Origin of the sequence: Flavobacterium potami (assembly GCF_020026915.1) — a bacterium.
Lineage (GTDB): Bacteria > Bacteroidota > Bacteroidia > Flavobacteriales > Flavobacteriaceae > Flavobacterium > Flavobacterium potami.
Genome location: NZ_JAINUY010000004.1, coordinates 470,434 through 487,317, shown reverse-complemented (window position 1 = coordinate 487,317; position 16,884 = coordinate 470,434). Strand labels below are relative to the sequence as shown.

The window sequence follows — 16,884 nt, the reverse complement described above, 5'->3', positions numbered from 1 at the left end:
ACAATTATGAATGCTGTTTTTTGCTAAAGATTCTATAAATCAAGGTTATTTTTTTCACTTTATCCCCATTAAATTGTATCTTAATGTAGAAATAAAAAGACACCTTTACACATTACCTCAAAAGAGAATAATCCAACAAAGAAACTTTTTTATTAATGAATTGATAATTTATGATTCTAAAAAGCTTGCGTAATTGCGAAAACGTTATATTTGTGTCTCTAAAATCATTAAAAAAATGAATCCAAAAATATTGATCATTGGTGCTTGCGGACAGATTGGAACAGAGTTGACCCAAAAGCTGCGCAAAATATACGGTACAGAAAATGTAATTGCCTCTGATATCCGAAAATTAAATACTGATGTTGTAAACTCAGGACCTTTTGAAGTGGTCAATGCTTTAGATTTTAACCAAATCGAACATTTGGTAGAAGTGCATCAAATTACAGATGTCTATTTAATGGCGGCTCTTTTGTCTGCAACTGCCGAAAAAAATCCTGCATTTGCTTGGGATTTAAATATGAATTCTCTTTTTCATGTTTTGAATTTAGCGAAAGCTAAAAAGATTAAAAAGATTTTCTGGCCGTCCAGTATTGCTGTTTTCGGACCAACAACTCCAAAAGAAAATACACCTCAATATACGGTAATGGAGCCTTCAACGGTTTACGGAATTAGTAAACAAGCAGGAGAAAGATGGTGCGAATACTATCATAATATTTATGGTGTTGATGTTCGAAGTATTCGTTATCCGGGTTTAATTAGCTGGTCTACTCCTCCAGGTGGCGGAACTACAGATTATGCTGTTGATATTTTCTACAAAGCTATTGCTGATAAAAAATACGAATGTTTCCTTTCTTCTGAAACCAAAATGCCAATGATGTACATGGATGATGCAATTGATGCTACAATCAATATCATGAAAGCACCGGTGGAGGAAATCAAAATTCATTCTTCATACAATTTGGCTGCAATGAGTTTTACGCCAACTGAAATTGCTGCCGAAATCAAAAAACATATTCCGGATTTCGAGATTACATATAATCCTGATTTCCGTCAGAAAATTGCGGACAGCTGGCCAGCAAGTATTGATGACAGTGCTGCAAGAGCAGACTGGAACTGGAATCATAAATTTGATTTGGAATCTATGACAAAAGATATGATCGAGCATTTGAGTTAATTTCTTTTACGCACGATTTAACATCAATATAAAATGAAAAAATTGAATTGCCTCTAGCTTTAGCTGGAGGTTTTTTTTATTATAAATAGGAAAAAGGCTTTAGCCAAACTTTTGAAGTTTGGCTAAAGCCTTTTTTACTGTCATTTTATTCCTCCAGCTAAAGCTGGAGGCAACTGAATTTATACCTACGATCTAGTATCATTATAAAATGAAAAAATTGAATTGCCTCCAGCTTTAGCTGGAGGTTTTTTTGTTTTAAATATGAAGGGCTTTAGCCAAACTCTCGAAGTTTGGCTAAAGCCCTTTCTAATGTGATTTCTCCTTTCAGTCGAAATGACAAAATGGCGAGTATACTTGGAAAAAGACTCAAATCCAAATCTTTAAAAGAAGCCTATTGTTTGTATCTAGCCCCGATTGAGGCGGTATCCTTGCTGGCCCGACGTCGGGCACAGCGAGATATAGCCGAAAGCGGGAAACCCTTTTTATTAAAATGCCTTTTGTGATGCTCCTAAAACTAAAAAATCCCGTCTAGAAATTCTAAACTGGATTTTTTGTATTCTAATTTGAAGATTATTTCACTTCAAAAACGTTGTTTGTTTGTTTTACATCCGCCATTAATCCGCTTGGATCAATAGTGATTTTTTTGATTGACGTTTTGTTTTTGTCAATTGTAAAACTATAGTTTTGCTGTGCCCAAGCCCAGTCTTCCAAAACTGTTCTTTTCACATTTGCATTCGGGTTCGGTTTGATGTAATTCATCATTCTTAACGGAATGTAGAATGTTTCTGAAGTTCCGTCTGTGTAATCTACTTTTAAATCGATTGGCATTGGCATTCTTCCAATTCTTTCTAAAGTAACGGTTGTTTTTCCTGAATTGTCAGCAACGTCATTAATTCCGTAATCGATTGTGTTTAAGGTTTGTGTCCAATCTGTTAAATACCAATCTAACTCAGCTCCAGAAACTCTTTCCGCTGTTCTTTTGATATCGTTTGGAGTTGGATGTTTGAATTTGAAATCGTTGAAATATCTGTGCAATGTTGCATCAACATTCTCTTTTCCGATTACATATTCTAATTGAGAAAGGAAAATACTTCCTTTAACGTAAGAAGAAATGCTGTATGGACGGTTTTCGTCGTAACGATCTCCGTGCGTGCTTTGTGGCTGTTCTTTACCCGAATTTACTAAATTATAATAAGCAGCATAATTTCCTTTAAACGGATTTACTTCTTTTTTATCTCCTTTTAATTCGTTCAAAGCACTGTCTTCGATGTACGTTGTAAAACCTTCGTCCATCCAAGGGTGTTTAGATTCGTTTGAAGCTAAAATATGTTGGAACCAAGAGTGTCCTAATTCGTGTGTTGCAGTTCCAAGAATTCCTTCTAAAGTTCCGTTTCCTAGCATTAAAGTACACATTGCATATTCCATTCCGCCGTCTCCACCTTGAATAAATGAATATTGTTTGTACGGATAAGCGCCCACTCTTTGGTTGTAATAATTCATTACTTTAACCATTAAAGGCTCTAATTGTTTCCAGTTTTCTGCCACTTTTGGAGTGTTTTTGTAGAAGAAATGCAAATCGACATCGTTTGGTCCTTTTACAATATCGTGTGCATATTCTTTATCTGCAGCCCAAGTAAAATCGTGTACATTTGGCGCAATAAAATGCCATGTCAATGTTTTCGCTTTTTTCGGATAAGTAACCGTTACACCTTCATCTTCGTAACCGTGACCAATTGAGTTTTTGTCCTGAAGATATCCTGAACCTCCAATTGTGTAGTCTTTATCGATTGTGATTTTTACATCAAAATTACCCCAAACTCCGTGAAATTCTCTCGCGATATACGGATCTGCGTGCCATCCTTCGAAATCAAATTCGGCTAATTTTGGATACCATTGTGACATTGAAAGTTCTATTCCTTCAGAATTATTTCTTCCTGAACGACGAATTTGAACTGGAACTTGTCCGTCAAAATCTAAAGTGAAAGTAGTTTTAGAATTTGGTAAAATTGGTTTAGCCAAAGTTACTTCTAAAATGGTTCCAGAAACTCTGGTTTGAGCCACAACTCCATCTTGTTTGAAGTTTGTAATTTTCAGGAAACCAATTTCATTTGGTTTTAAAGTTTCAATACGGCTCTGTTTTACTTCTTTTCCATCAGCATTTTTTACTTTATTTACCATTCTTCCGTCTGGATCTTTTATAAAATGAAGACGTGCATCCATTTCACTTCCTGGCTGAAAAGCATTTGGAAATAAATGATAGAATACTTTTTTTAAAGTATCAGGAGAATTATTGGTGTAAACCAATTCTTGTTTCCCTTTGTACTGATAGTTTTTTACATCCATAGATACCTCCATTTTATAGTCGGCATGTTGTTGCCAATATGGGGCGCTTTGTGCAAAAACTGAGTTGAGACCCAGGCTTAGGAAAGAAAATAAAATAATTTTTCGCATTGTAGATATGTAATAGAAAATGGAAGAGCGTTAGCCCTTCCATTAGATTAATAGTGTATGAATGTTTATTTTTTTGACATTTTTTCAGCCATTAATAAAGCATTATAAGCATTTACCATTTTAGCAGTTTTTGATGATTCTGCCGAAGAAACTGCCGCTGGTTTTTGACCCGGAATTTCACTTTCGCCTAAAACAACCTTTTCAGGAAGTGCTACTCCAGAATCCATTAAGATCTTTTTAACCTGAGCTGCTTTTAATTTTGGATAGTAGGAACGAATCAATGCTGCTACACCTGCCGCATTTGGAGATGCCATTGAAGTTCCTTGTAAATACTTGTATTTGTTGTTTGGAACTGTTGCGTAAATTTCTTCACCTGGAGCAAAAACGTCTACGTTTATTTTTCCGAAGTTTGAAAATGGTGCTACAACATTTTCGCCGTATTCTTTATTGATTGCTCCAATTGTTATTACGTTATCAGCAAATTCTTTGATGTTGTCTTTAGAATCGTTTGGATAATTGATGTTTTTAGTTTCATCAATATTATATCCGTCATTACCTGCTGCGTGAACAATTAAAACGTCTTTTTTTGCTGCGTAACTAATTGCATCGTAAACCCATTGCTTTTGTGGAGAGAAGCTTTTTCCGAAACTTCCGTTGATTACTTTTGCTCCGTTGTCTACTGCGTAACGAATTGCCAAAGCAATATCTTTATCGTACTCATCTCCATCTGGCACAGCTCTCACTGTCAAAATTTCTACGTTAGTTGCTACTCCGTCTCCGCCTAAATTATTTCCTCTGATTTGAGCAATAATTCCGGCAACGTGAGTTCCGTGAAGTGCTTTTTCTTTATCTGGTCCAAAAACTACATTATTTCCGTAGTGATTGTCTTTGATATCGTTTGGATTATCACCAACGATTTTTCTTCCGTCGAAATCTTTGTTAAGATTGTACTTTAGCTGTTCTTCTACGTAATCACTATATTCTGTTAATTCTTTTTCAGGATCAAAAGTTGGTCCTGCATTTGTAAAAATCTGGGTCATGGCCCTTTTACTTTCCAAAACTTTTGGATCTGCAGAAGTAATTGTACCTAAATCTTCTAATTTATAATCTGTTTTATTAAGCGCTTTTTTAATAGTATTGTGAAAAGCCATTAAACGATCTGCTTGCTCTTTGCCTCTTTGTGCATCTTGATATTTAGCAGTATATTGTGCTAAAGCTTCTTTGTATTCTGCAGAACCGTCATCTCCTTTTTTAACAACACGTGTCATTTCAAGGTTTTCATGAACAGCATCGCCAAGAAAATTCCATCCGTTAACGTCATCGATAAATCCGTTTTTATCGTCGTCGATTCCGTTTCCTGGAATTTCTTTTTTGTTGGTCCAGATCATTCCTTTTAGATCTTCGTGTTCGATATCAACACCAGAATCTACAATCCCTACAATAACCTTTTGACCTTTTTTACCTTGTAGTAATTCAGCGTAAGCTCTGTCAACACTCATTCCTGGGATAGAATCTTTTATCAAATCAAGGTGACTCCATCTTTTTAATTCATTTTCACTAACTGGTGCTTTTTTTACAACTGCCAAAGGCGCTTTGATAAAGTCTTTAGAAGCTGAAGCCTGCGCTTGCATACTAGCATTGCAACCTGCTAAAACAAGCAATGCAAAGGCAGATAATTTAAGAGGTTTTATATGACTCATGTATCTATATTATAATTGTAAAGTTAAAAGATGGGTCTAAATTATGCTTTTTTGTTACAAAAAACTAACCGTTAACAATGTGTTATGAAATTTTGACTAAAATTATCTCATTGCAAAGCTTACACAATCCTTTATTAATCAATTTTTTAGATATAATCTGACAAAAAATAAAGAATGAATTAATTCCGTTTTTTCTTTCATTAAAAAACAATAAATTTTTAAGCCCTTTACGTAATCCCGTAAGGATTATCCATTTAAGTTGCGTAGAATTGCGCGACCTAATTCTAAACCTATTCTATGAAAACAAAACTACTCTTGTTGCTATTATTGGCAAATTTTTCGCTTTATGCGCAAACTACTGCAATTCCCGATCTAAATTTTGAGAAAAAATTAATTTCATTAGGAATCGACACCGGAACACCTGACGGACAAATACTTACATCAAAAATTAGCACAATAACTACTTTAAATATTTCATCAAGTAATATCTCTAATTTAACAGGGATTGAAGGTTTTACAGCTTTAAAAGACCTAGATTGTAGTGAGAATCGACTCATAACATCTGTTAACCTTTCAAAAAATATTGCTTTAGAAAAGGCAAGTTTCATTCGTTGTCCTCTAACTAGTTTAGATGTAACTTCAAATATTAACCTTGTAGATCTAAACTTCGCTACAGGAGGATCAACTCCTGGACAGGAAGGTTCTGGTTCAATAACTATTTTAGACCTTTCGAAAAATCCAAAATTAAAAATATTAAACTGCTCAAATCATAAAATTGCGAGTCTAAATTTGAGTTCAAATTTATTACTTGAAAATTTGGATTGTGGTGGGACTAGCATTAAAAGTTTAGATTTATCTCAAAACTTAGCTTTAAAAAAACTAAGCATTAACAATGCGTTGTTTTTAAAAACTATAGATCTTGCAAAAAACACAAACTTAACAACACTAGATATTGGATACAGTGTTTTAGAAAGCATTAATCTTACTAAAAATACAGCATTAACATATTTTTACAGTAGAAGTGCTTTTGATTTGCAGCAAATAGATTTAAGAAATGGCAAAAACTCTTTAATTACATCAGCTAATCTAAATATAAAAGCATCGCCAAACCTTTCTTGTGTTTTGGTTGATGATGTTGCTTTTGCAGAAACAAATTGGACAGGCAGTAAAGATTATTGGACAAAGTTTTCAACAATATGTGAAACTCCAAAATATACCCTAATTCCTGATGTTGAATTTGAAAAAGTTTTAATCTTACAAGGTTTGGACGCACGTCTTGACGGAAAAGTTTTAACTGCCGCAATTTCAGGAGTTAAAGCTTTAAATTATAGATATACAAATTATCAAAAAATTAGAGATTTAACCGGTATCGAAGATTTTTCTTCGTTAGAAACTCTTGAAACGCCAGGAGTTAAAATGACAAAATTAGATGTCAGCAAAAATACAGCCTTAAAATATTTGAATTGTTCTGCTGAAAATTTAACTAATTTGGATCTTAGTAACAATAAAAATCTAATAACTGTAGATTGTACGAGCAACAAAATAGCGTCCTTAGACCTATCTAACAATACTCAACTTCAAGAACTTAATTTTTCTTCTAATAATATAACCGAAATAAACCTAGCCAACAACAAAGACCTTACTAAACTGGTTATGGATAGAAATAGCTTGTCTAATATTGATCTTTCTAACAATTTGAAATTAGAGACTTTAGTTTTCGGAGGTAGTTTTACAAATATCGATTTATCATCTCATACCGCATTAACATATGTTGTTGCTTATAACAGCAACATTACCTCATTAGATCTTAAAAAAAACACATTATTAGATAAACTAAAAATAGAGGAAACAAAAATTTCAACTCTGGATTTATCTCTAAACAAGAAATTAACTGATTTGTATATATCAAATAATAACATTCTAACAGAAGTTAATTTACAAAATGGAAACAATACTTTATTAACAGCAATAAATACAAAAAATAATACACACTTAGATTGTATTATTGTGGATGATGTTGATTATTCTAACACTAATTGGATAAACAAGAACAACTGGACTAAATATGGTTTGGTTTGTGCAACTGATTATACCTTAATTCCTGATCAAGAATTTGAAAAAGCATTGATTGAAAGAAATTTAGATTTGATTTTGGATGGAAAAATATCAACTGCGCTTGCGGCTGAAATCAAATATCTAGACCTGCAACAATACAGTAAAATTTCTGACTTAACTGGTATTGAAGCTTTCACTTCTATAGAAACACTACTGACTCCTGTTAACAGTGAAAATTTAAAAACTTTAAACCTAAATCAAAACACTGCTTTAAAAATTCTAACTCTTAATAACTCTAAAATAACTTCTTTAGATCTTTCTAAAAATAAGGCGTTAACCAAATTAGAACTTACGAACAATAAATATTTAGGAGAATTAAACTTACAGAATCAGAACAATAATTTAATTAGCAGTTCTAACTTAAATTTAACTAATAATGCAACGCTAGCATGTATTTTAGTTGACGATGTAACTTACTCAAATGCAAATTGGACCGCACAAAAAGACAGCTGGGCATCGTACACTAAAACGTGTTCTGAACAAAAATACACTTTGATTCCCGATTTAGAATTTGAAAAAGCATTAATTGCTAATGGCATAGACAATATTGAAGACGGAAAGGTTTTAACAGCAAGAATAGCTGTCGAAAAAACCATAGATTATCGTTATTCTAACTACAGCAAAATTACTGATTTGACGGGTATTGAAGATTTTACTGCTTTAGAAGTACTAAACACACCAAGTAGTATCACGAAACTAAATGTAACCAAAAATACCGCACTAAAAACACTAAACTGCAACGGCATAAATTTGACTAGTATTGATTTAGCAAATAATAAAAATTTAGTTAATCTAAACTGTAGCGGCAACAATTTGGGCACAATTAATTTGAGTTCAAATACAGCTCTTGAAACCCTGAATCTTAACGGCACATCTTTAACAAGTCTAGACATTCAAAACAATACAAAATTAACTTCATTAAATATTAGTTATAATTTCAATTTCAAAAACATTAATCTCAGTAAAAACACAAATCTAGAAACTCTAACTGCATATATGACAGGAATCGAAACCATAGATGTTTCGACAAATACAAAACTCATCACTATCGATTTCAGTAACGGAAGACTTACAACGTTAGACGTATCAAATAATCCGTTTTTAACTAGTCTGACTTGTCAAAATAATGCCTTAAAAAGTTTAAATTTAAAAAATGGCAAAAATAATTTATTTGGCACAAATCTTAATTTTAAAGGAAATTCTGCTTTAACATGCATTCAAGTTGATGATATTGCTTATTCAAACAGCAAATGGAGCACTTATAAAGATGCTGCTGCTACTTACAATGTAGATTGTACTCCTTACACCTTAATTCCAGATTCTAATTTTGAAGATAAATTAATTGCTTTAAAAATTGACAAAGATGGTAAAAACGGAAAAGTTGCTACAGCAAGCATTGCATCTGTTACTTCATTAGATGTTTCTTCTAGTTTGATTAAAGATCTTACCGGAATTCAAGACTTTACTTCTTTGAAAGTATTAAACTGTAGTACAAATCAATTGACATCTTTAAATCCTGCAAGCAATCCGTTATTAACAGAATTAAATGTGTCTAATAACAAATTAACGGCTCTTGATATTAATAAAAATTTAGCGTTGACAGTATTAGATTGTTCTTACAACACTTTGACAACTCTGCAAGTAGATAAAAATACTGCATTGGTTAATTTGAATGTTTCTAACAATACATTGACAACTTTTGATGTCAGTAAAAATCAAAAATTGACAGCCTTAAATGTTTCAAACAACAACTTAAGTTCTTTGAACGTAAAAAATGGTTTCAATGTGAATATGGATTGGTTTAGTGTGAATTTTACTAAAAATGCTTCTTTAGGTTGTATTCAAGTTGATAATGCGAAATATTCTAATGATGAGTGGAATGGAAAATTAGACAAAACTTCATTCTTTACAGAAAATTGCGGTAGTTATACTTTGATTCCAGATTCGAATTTTGAAGATCAATTGATTGCATTAAAAATTGATATTGATGGTAAAAATGGAAAAGTTTTAACTTCGACAATTGCTACTGTGAAAGACTTAAATGTTCAATTAAGCGATATTAAAGATTTAACCGGAATTGAGGATTTTGCTGCACTTGAATATTTAAACTGTCAGTTTAATCTTTTGACTTCTTTGAATGTATCGAAAAACACAAAATTGATTGAATTGTACACTCACGGAAATGATTTGACAACATTAGACTTGTCTACAAATACTGCTCTGACCACTTTATATGCCAATAAAAACAAGATAACTGCTTTAGATTTATCTAAAAACAGCAAACTGGTTTATATAAATGTAACAGAAAATGCATTGAAAACATTGAACCTTAAAAATGGCAATAATATCAATTTTACTGGTGCTTTATTAAATAAAAATACTGCTTTAACGTGTATTTCTGTAGACAATCCTGCATTTGCAACTTCGAGTGGTGTATTTTTTAAAGATGCTACAGCTTCCTACTCGGCAAACTGTACATTAGGAATTGAAGATTCTATTTTCAACAAAGCTGTTTTGTATCCGAACCCTACAAAAGGTGAAGTGAGCATCAACAATATCGCTTTAGAAAAAGCAACTGTTTATAACTCATTAGGTCAACTAGTAAAAACATTTGTTTTTGATAATGGTGAAACCAATAATATTATTGATTTAGCCGGTTTGCCAAGAGGTGTTTATTATGTTTATTTAATTAATGGCGACGACGCTTCTGCAAAAAAAATAATTGTAGAATAATATTTAAAATTATTTAAATCCCATTTTCAAAACATTGGAAATGGGATTTTTTCAGTTAAACATTATTAAGTTTTTTTATAATTTTTTACATAAAACCTAAAATTAATATTCTACTCACCAAATGATAAAAATTAGCCAATGAAAACAAAACTACTCTTCTTGCTATTACTAGCAAATTTCTCGATTTATGCACAAACCAATTTAGTTCCAAATGGGGAATTTGAAAAGTGGACAAGCTCCACAGTATTGTCTGATTGGACAACTCAAAACAATGTTACACAAAACACTACAGAGTATTGGGAAGGATTTAATAGCGCAAAATTATCTTTTACAAGCAGTGCTTCGATTCCAAAAATTACAACACAAGTTCCTTTAAAAGCTGGAATTACTTATGTTGTTAAATTCAAATACAAATATTTAAGCAGCAATTATAACAGTTCTCATCCCATTGTCTTAAACATTAGTAAAAACGGAAGTTCTACAACACTTTCTAATAGTATTTTTGCTAAAGACAATAACTGGACAACAGTTGAAACTACTTTTACGCCAGATCAAAATTTATCTTATGATTTAAGTATTTCTTTAAATACTGTTGACAACATCGGATTTAATGCAAATATCGATCATGTGCAGGTTTATGCTAAAGGAACAGAGCAATATACCCTTATTCCTGATTTGAATTTTGAAAAAAACTTGATAGCTCTTGGTATCGACTCAGGTACAACAGACGGAAAAGTTTTGACATCTAGTATTTCTACACTAACTTCTTTGAATATATCTGGAAATGGTAATGATCTCATTAAAGACTTAACTGGAATTGAAGATTTCAAGGCGTTAACATTACTAATTTGTCAATATCAACGATTGACGACTTTAAATCTAACTACAAATACCGCTTTAGTTATTTTAAATTGCCAGAACAACTTACTGACAAGTTTGGATATTTCTAAAAATCCAGCTTTAACTACTATTATTTGTAATAATAATAACCTAACCAATCTTGATATTTCTGAAAAATTAGGCTTGACCAATTTACAATGTGGATATAATAAATTAACAAGTCTTGATATTTCAAAAAATACAGCCTTAATCACTTTAAAGTGTGAAAAAAACTTACTAACAAGTATTGATGTTACAAAACATACTGCATTAATCACTTTAGATTGTTCAAAGAACTTACTAACAAATCTGGATGCTTCAAAAAACACAGCTTTGACATCTTTATATTGTCAAGACAACTCTCTAACCAGTGTAAACATAAAAAATGGAAACAATAAGGCTTTTTACTGGAATTTTATTCATCATTTAAGCTTTTATGGGAATAAAGATTTGAAATGTATCACTGTAGATGATCCTGTCTATTCAAGTAAAAATTGGGCTGGAAACAGAGAATATGAGTCTACATTTGCTTTAGCTTGTGATGGGCAGTACACCGCTATCCCTGATCCAAATTTTGAACAACATATTATAGATCTAGGACTAGATTCAGGCAAGCTCGATGGAAAAGTACTAACAGCAAACATTTCTACCCTGAAGACTTTATCTGTATTTGCAAGAAATATCTCGGATCTGACAGGAATTGAGGATTTTACTGCATTAACTTCCTTATCTTGTAATAGTAATAAGTTGTCTTCGTTAGATATTTCAAAAAATATTGCTTTAACAGAATTACGTTGCTCAGATAATCCTCAATTAAGTTTTCTGAATGTTTCTAACAATGTTAATTTAAACTATTTATATTGTGATAATTTAAACCTAAAAACTTTAAACCTAAAGAATAATTTGAAACTGATTGAACTCAAATGCAACAACAATTATTTGACCTCTCTAGAAATTCCTAATAATCCTGGTTTTACTTATCTCGATTGTTCTTTTAATCGATTATCAAATCTGGATGTTTCTAAAAATTTTAAACTCAATTATCTTGATTGTTCATATAATAAAATAATTGGTCTTGATCTTTCAGAAAATTACTTATTAACTACTCTTAGATGTAGCAAAAACAATCTATTTAACCTGAATTTGAGAAGTGGAAACAACGTAATAATGAAGATCCACAACCTTGGTAACAATCCTAATTTAAAATGCATCAGCGTCGACAAGGAAACTGTCAATAACTCTCTTTGGGAGACTTCTAAAGATGCAAAAGCTTCTTACTATAATGGAGTTTGTTCTGAAAATATTCCTTATACTCTTATCCCTGATCCTTCTTTTGAAGAAAAATTAATAGCATTAGGAATTGATACCGATGGTAAGAATGGAAAAGTACTTACTTCTAACATTGTTTATGTCGAAACCTTAGATGTTGCTTCTAGTAATATTTCAAATTTAAAAGGAATTGAAGATTTTACATCTCTAACTTACTTAGATTGTGGTTCAAATAAAATTAACTCACCCGATTTTTCAGAAAATATCCTTTTAACCACTTTATATTACTCCAAAAATTCTGCAAAAACTTTAAATCTGTCTAAGAATGAATTTTTAACTTTTTTAGATTGCAACACAAATGAATTAACCCGCCTCGATCTCTCTACAAATAGAGCTTTGACATATTTAAATTTGAGTAAAAACTCTTTTACTACTTTTGATGTTACCAAAAATACAGCTTTGCAAACTTTCAATTGTACAAATAATAAATTGACAAATTTGGATGTAGCAAAAAATCTTTCTTTAACCACCTTTTATTGCAACGACAATTTATTAGAAGGTTTAGATATTTCTAAAAATACTGCCATCAATACATTTAACTGTTATAATAATAAGATGACGAATTTGAATTTAAAAAATGGGAATAACAAAAATTTTGATCTGACTAATTCTAATTTTACAAACAATGCCCTACTTACTTGTATAAACGTAGATGACGAAAATTATTCAAATACAAATTGGTTGGATAAAAAAGATGCCAAAGCAGTTTATTCTTCAAATTGTACGAGTTTAGGTATTGAAGATTCTGTTTTTGATAAAGCGGTAGTGTATCCGAATCCTACAAAAGGTGAAGTAAACATCAATAATATTACTTTAGAAAAAGCAACTGTTTACAACTCTTTAGGCCAACTAGTAAAAACATTTGTTTTTAATAATGGCGAAACGAATAATACTATCAATTTATCTGGTTTACCAAGAGGTATCTATTATGTTTACCTAGTTAATGGAGACGCTGCTTCTGCGAAGAAAATAATCGTGGAATAAACGAAAAATACAATTTAGTTCAACTAAAAAATCCCATTTTCAAATTAGAAAATGGGATTTTTTTATATTTTGTTTTTTGATTTAAAAAATATCTTCGCAAGTAAAAACATCTTTTAATCGAACTCCTTTTTCGGTATGTTCAACCGTTATAATTTGATTATGTGCATCGTGCTCTAAAAACAAATAATGGTTGTAATCTGCCGCCGCATTTAAGAATTTTGATTTCTCCGGCATTGTCAACAATGGTCTTGTATCGTAACCCATAACATAAGGCAACGGAATATGTCCGGCTGTAGCCAATAAATCGGCACAAAAAACAATGGTTTTATCTTGATATTTAATATACGGAATCATCTGTTTTTCAGTATGTCCGTCAACATAATAAATATCAAAATTTAATTCCGTCGAAAAACCAAAATCGGTTTCAGGTCTTTCAATAAAATTCAATTGTCCACTTTCCTGCATTGGCAGAATATTTTCAGACAAGAAAGAAGCTTTCTCTCTCGGATTCGGTTTAGTTGCCCATTCCCAGTGATTTTCATTCGTCCAGAATTTTGCATTTTTAAAAGCAGGCTCATATCCGGTTTTGTTCGCATTCCATTGCACGCTTCCTCCACAATGATCAAAATGAAGATGTGTCATAAAAACATCTGTAATATCATCACGGTGAAAACCATATTTTGCCAATGATTTATCTATAGAATGCGAGCCCCAAAGCGAATAATAACCAAAAAATTTCTCTGATTGCTTATCTCCCATTCCGGTATCTATCAAAATCAGTCGATTATTATCTTCGATAAGTAAGCAGCGAGCCGCAATATCAATTAAATTATTAGCATCAGCAGGATTGGTCTTATTCCAGATTGTTTTGGGCACAACGCCAAACATGGCACCTCCGTCTAATTTAAAATTTCCTGATTCTATTGGATAAAGTTTCATGTATACTATATTAATTTCAAAATCTAATGCAATTTAATGGTTTAGGTTTTATTTACTACGCTTATTTGCGTATTTTAGGAGAGTTTAATTATTTTTAATATTGTCTGATAAGAATAATCAAAATGAAAAAAAGAATTGGCATTGTAGAAGACAACCGCGATTTACGGGAAGCATTAGCGATGATGATTCAGTTTACGGAACAATTTGAACTTGCAGGAACTTTTGAAAATGCTGAAACTGCGATAGAAGTGGTTCCTTCGCTGGCAATAGATGCTTTACTTATGGATGTGAACCTGCCCGGATATAGCGGGTATGAATGTGTTTCAATTTTAAAAGCTAAGAAACCTAATCTGTTGTTTATAATGTGCACTTCTTATGAAGATGATGAAATCATTTTTAAAAGTTTAAAAGCAGGAGCCAGCGGATACATTTTAAAAACCGAAGGACCAACAAAAATTATTGAGGCACTGAATGATTTATTTGATGGCGGAAGTCCGATGAGCAGCAGTATTGCCAGAAAAGTTGTAACCAGTTTCTCCAAATATGAAACTGCTAATGAAAGTATATTGCTGTTAACGCCCCGCGAAAATGAAATCTTAGAATTATTAGCTACGGGGAAAATGAATAAGGAAGTCGCAGACAATCTTCAGATCAGCGGAGGCACAGTTCGGAAACATATTCAGCACATTTACGAAAAACTGCAGGTAAATACCCGAGTTGAAGCCGTTAATATGTATTTGAAACGATAATCTAAAAAAGGGAAATGAAATTATATTACTCCTTATATTTTTTGTTTTCGGCTGTTTTTGTTTTTTCCCAGAAAACAATTCCGGACAAAGAAGAAGCATTTGGTAAATGTAAAATAGGTAGTTGTAAAGTAGCCCGTTCAATAGCTATTGCTGAAAAACATTTGGAACTTGACAGAATTGAAGATGCTCAAAAATGGCTGGATTATTCTAAAAAAATGCTCCTGAAATGTCCCAATGATAAACAGCAATATTTAATAAACAGTCTGCAGTCAGAACTTTTTTATTACTCAGGATTGTTTCAATTTGGTTTACATGAGTCTCAAAAAGCAATTAAATTAGCAACATTCACCAGAGACAGTTTACATCTTTCTAACGCTTTTCTTTTAGAGGGGATTAACTGGTTTGAAATGGGCAAAATACCAAAAGCTGAAAAATCTTTTCACAAAGCAAAAAAATATTTCCCTGTCACCTATCATATAAATTATAAAAGATATCAGATTAATAAAGAGTATATCTATAATAATATTGCCCAGTTAAAAATTAAAATCCAACAGTTAGATTCTGCTCATTTTTACAACAAACAAGCCTATAATTTTGCTAAAAAGCTGAAAGATATAAGATGCATTGCCAATGTAGAACGGACTTTTGGAGAATTATTTTTGAAGAAAAACCAACAAGACTCTGCTGAATTTTATTTCAAAAAAAGCATTATAACTTCATTAAACGGAGCTATTTATGACACTGCTTTGCTAGGTTATGGAAATTTAATAGAATCTGGCTCTGGAAACCCAAAAACAGATCATTATTATTTCGAAAAAGGCCAAGAAATAATAAACCGCCACAATGTAAATGCTTCTTTTCAAAAACTTTTTTACGAACAGTCATTCAATAAATTTCAATCTGTTAATAATCCAATTTTATTGCTTTCCATTCAGGATAAGTTATTGAGAATTGAAAAAAATATAAATAAAAACGGAAATTTTCATACTCAGAACATTACAGACCAATACATCAATAGTGAAAAAAAACTACTCTTATCTAAAATTAATCAATTAGACAAAGAAAAAAACATAAAAATCCTGCAACTCCTGGCTACGATTTTTTTCGGATTAATTTTAATGCTCATCATTGTTATAATCAGAAGAAAAAACAGATTACAGAAGAAAATCTTAGACCAGAAAAATGAAATTAGTAAAGACCTTCACGACGATATTGGAAGTGAATTAAGCAGTATTTTAATCAACGCTAATTTATTAAAAAATTACGATCCTAATGAAAAGCAGAAAATCCTGATCGATAAAATAAGTAATACCAGTTCTGAGATCTCGCAGCGTCTCAATGCTTTTATCTGGTCTTTGAATGCTGATAATAACAATGTTCAGAATTTTACCGAATATGTAAAACAGTATGCCTATAAATTCTTTGACGGAACGGAAATTAAGTTGCTTTTTTCGGATGATATTGATGCCATTTCGAACAGAATCCTAAACGGAAATTCAAGAAAAAATTTGTTTTTTTCTATTAAAGAAGCTTTAAATAATACCGTCAAACATGCAGATGCCACTAAAGTAATTTTTACAATTTCTTCAATTGATAAGAAAGGGGTTCTCATTACAATTAAAGATAATGGCAAAGGAATTCAGGAAGAAAATAAATTTGGAAACGGATTAATAAATATTAAAAAAAGAATTACCCACTTAAAAGGCAATGTAAAAATACAATCGGATAATGGATTAAAAATCAGTATCGAAATTTATTTTTAATATTCATCAAAAGAATAAAAAAATTAGTACGCCATTTAGCGTATTTTTTTTTATTCCGAACAAGCACA

Annotated in this window: 8 protein-coding genes; 5 read left to right on the top strand and 3 right to left on the bottom strand. The window is 31.6% G+C overall.

Annotated elements, in window-relative coordinates:
- Window positions 1–235 precede the first annotated feature (235 nt).
- Complete coding sequence (locus K6T82_RS14405; RefSeq protein ID WP_223706892.1) at window positions 236–1,174, top strand: L-threonine 3-dehydrogenase; 939 nt, start codon at window positions 236–238, stop codon at window positions 1,172–1,174.
- A 570-nt stretch (window positions 1,175–1,744) separates the two neighbouring features.
- Here the strand turns inward: K6T82_RS14405 and K6T82_RS14400 are convergent.
- Window positions 1,745–3,625, bottom strand: a complete 1,881-nt coding sequence (locus K6T82_RS14400) for a M1 family metallopeptidase (protein ID WP_223706890.1) — start codon at window positions 3,623–3,625, stop codon at window positions 1,745–1,747.
- Window positions 3,626–3,690: 65 nt separating this feature from the next.
- Entirely contained in the window at window positions 3,691–5,325 is a 1,635-nt protein-coding gene (locus tag K6T82_RS14395) for a S8 family peptidase (RefSeq protein WP_223706887.1), read from the bottom strand.
- A gap of 297 nt (window positions 5,326–5,622) precedes the next feature.
- Here K6T82_RS14395 and K6T82_RS14390 point away from each other — a divergent pair, with 297 nt between their 5' ends.
- Window positions 5,623–10,173, top strand: a complete 4,551-nt coding sequence (locus K6T82_RS14390; protein WP_223706885.1) for a T9SS type A sorting domain-containing protein — start codon at window positions 5,623–5,625, stop codon at window positions 10,171–10,173.
- Window positions 10,174–10,311: 138 nt separating this feature from the next.
- The gene (locus K6T82_RS14385) at window positions 10,312–13,365 is read left to right on the top strand and encodes a T9SS type A sorting domain-containing protein (protein ID WP_223706883.1); all 3,054 of its coding nucleotides are present in this window, start codon (window positions 10,312–10,314) and stop codon (window positions 13,363–13,365) included.
- 81 nt (window positions 13,366–13,446) lie between these two features.
- Here the strand turns inward: K6T82_RS14385 and K6T82_RS14380 are convergent, their stop codons facing one another.
- Window positions 13,447–14,304 (bottom strand): MBL fold metallo-hydrolase, encoded by an 858-nt coding sequence (locus K6T82_RS14380; protein WP_223706881.1) that lies wholly within the window; start codon window positions 14,302–14,304, stop codon window positions 13,447–13,449.
- Between the two features lie 122 nt (window positions 14,305–14,426).
- Here K6T82_RS14380 and K6T82_RS14375 point away from each other — a divergent pair, with 122 nt between their 5' ends.
- On the top strand, window positions 14,427–15,053 hold the full coding sequence (locus tag K6T82_RS14375) for a response regulator (RefSeq protein ID WP_223706879.1): 627 nt from the start codon (window positions 14,427–14,429) through the stop codon (window positions 15,051–15,053).
- Window positions 15,054–15,067: 14 nt separating this feature from the next.
- Window positions 15,068–16,816: a sensor histidine kinase gene (locus K6T82_RS14370; RefSeq protein WP_223706876.1), complete on the top strand. Its 1,749-nt coding sequence runs from the start codon at window positions 15,068–15,070 to the stop codon at window positions 16,814–16,816.
- Window positions 16,817–16,884: the final 68 nt, after the last annotated feature.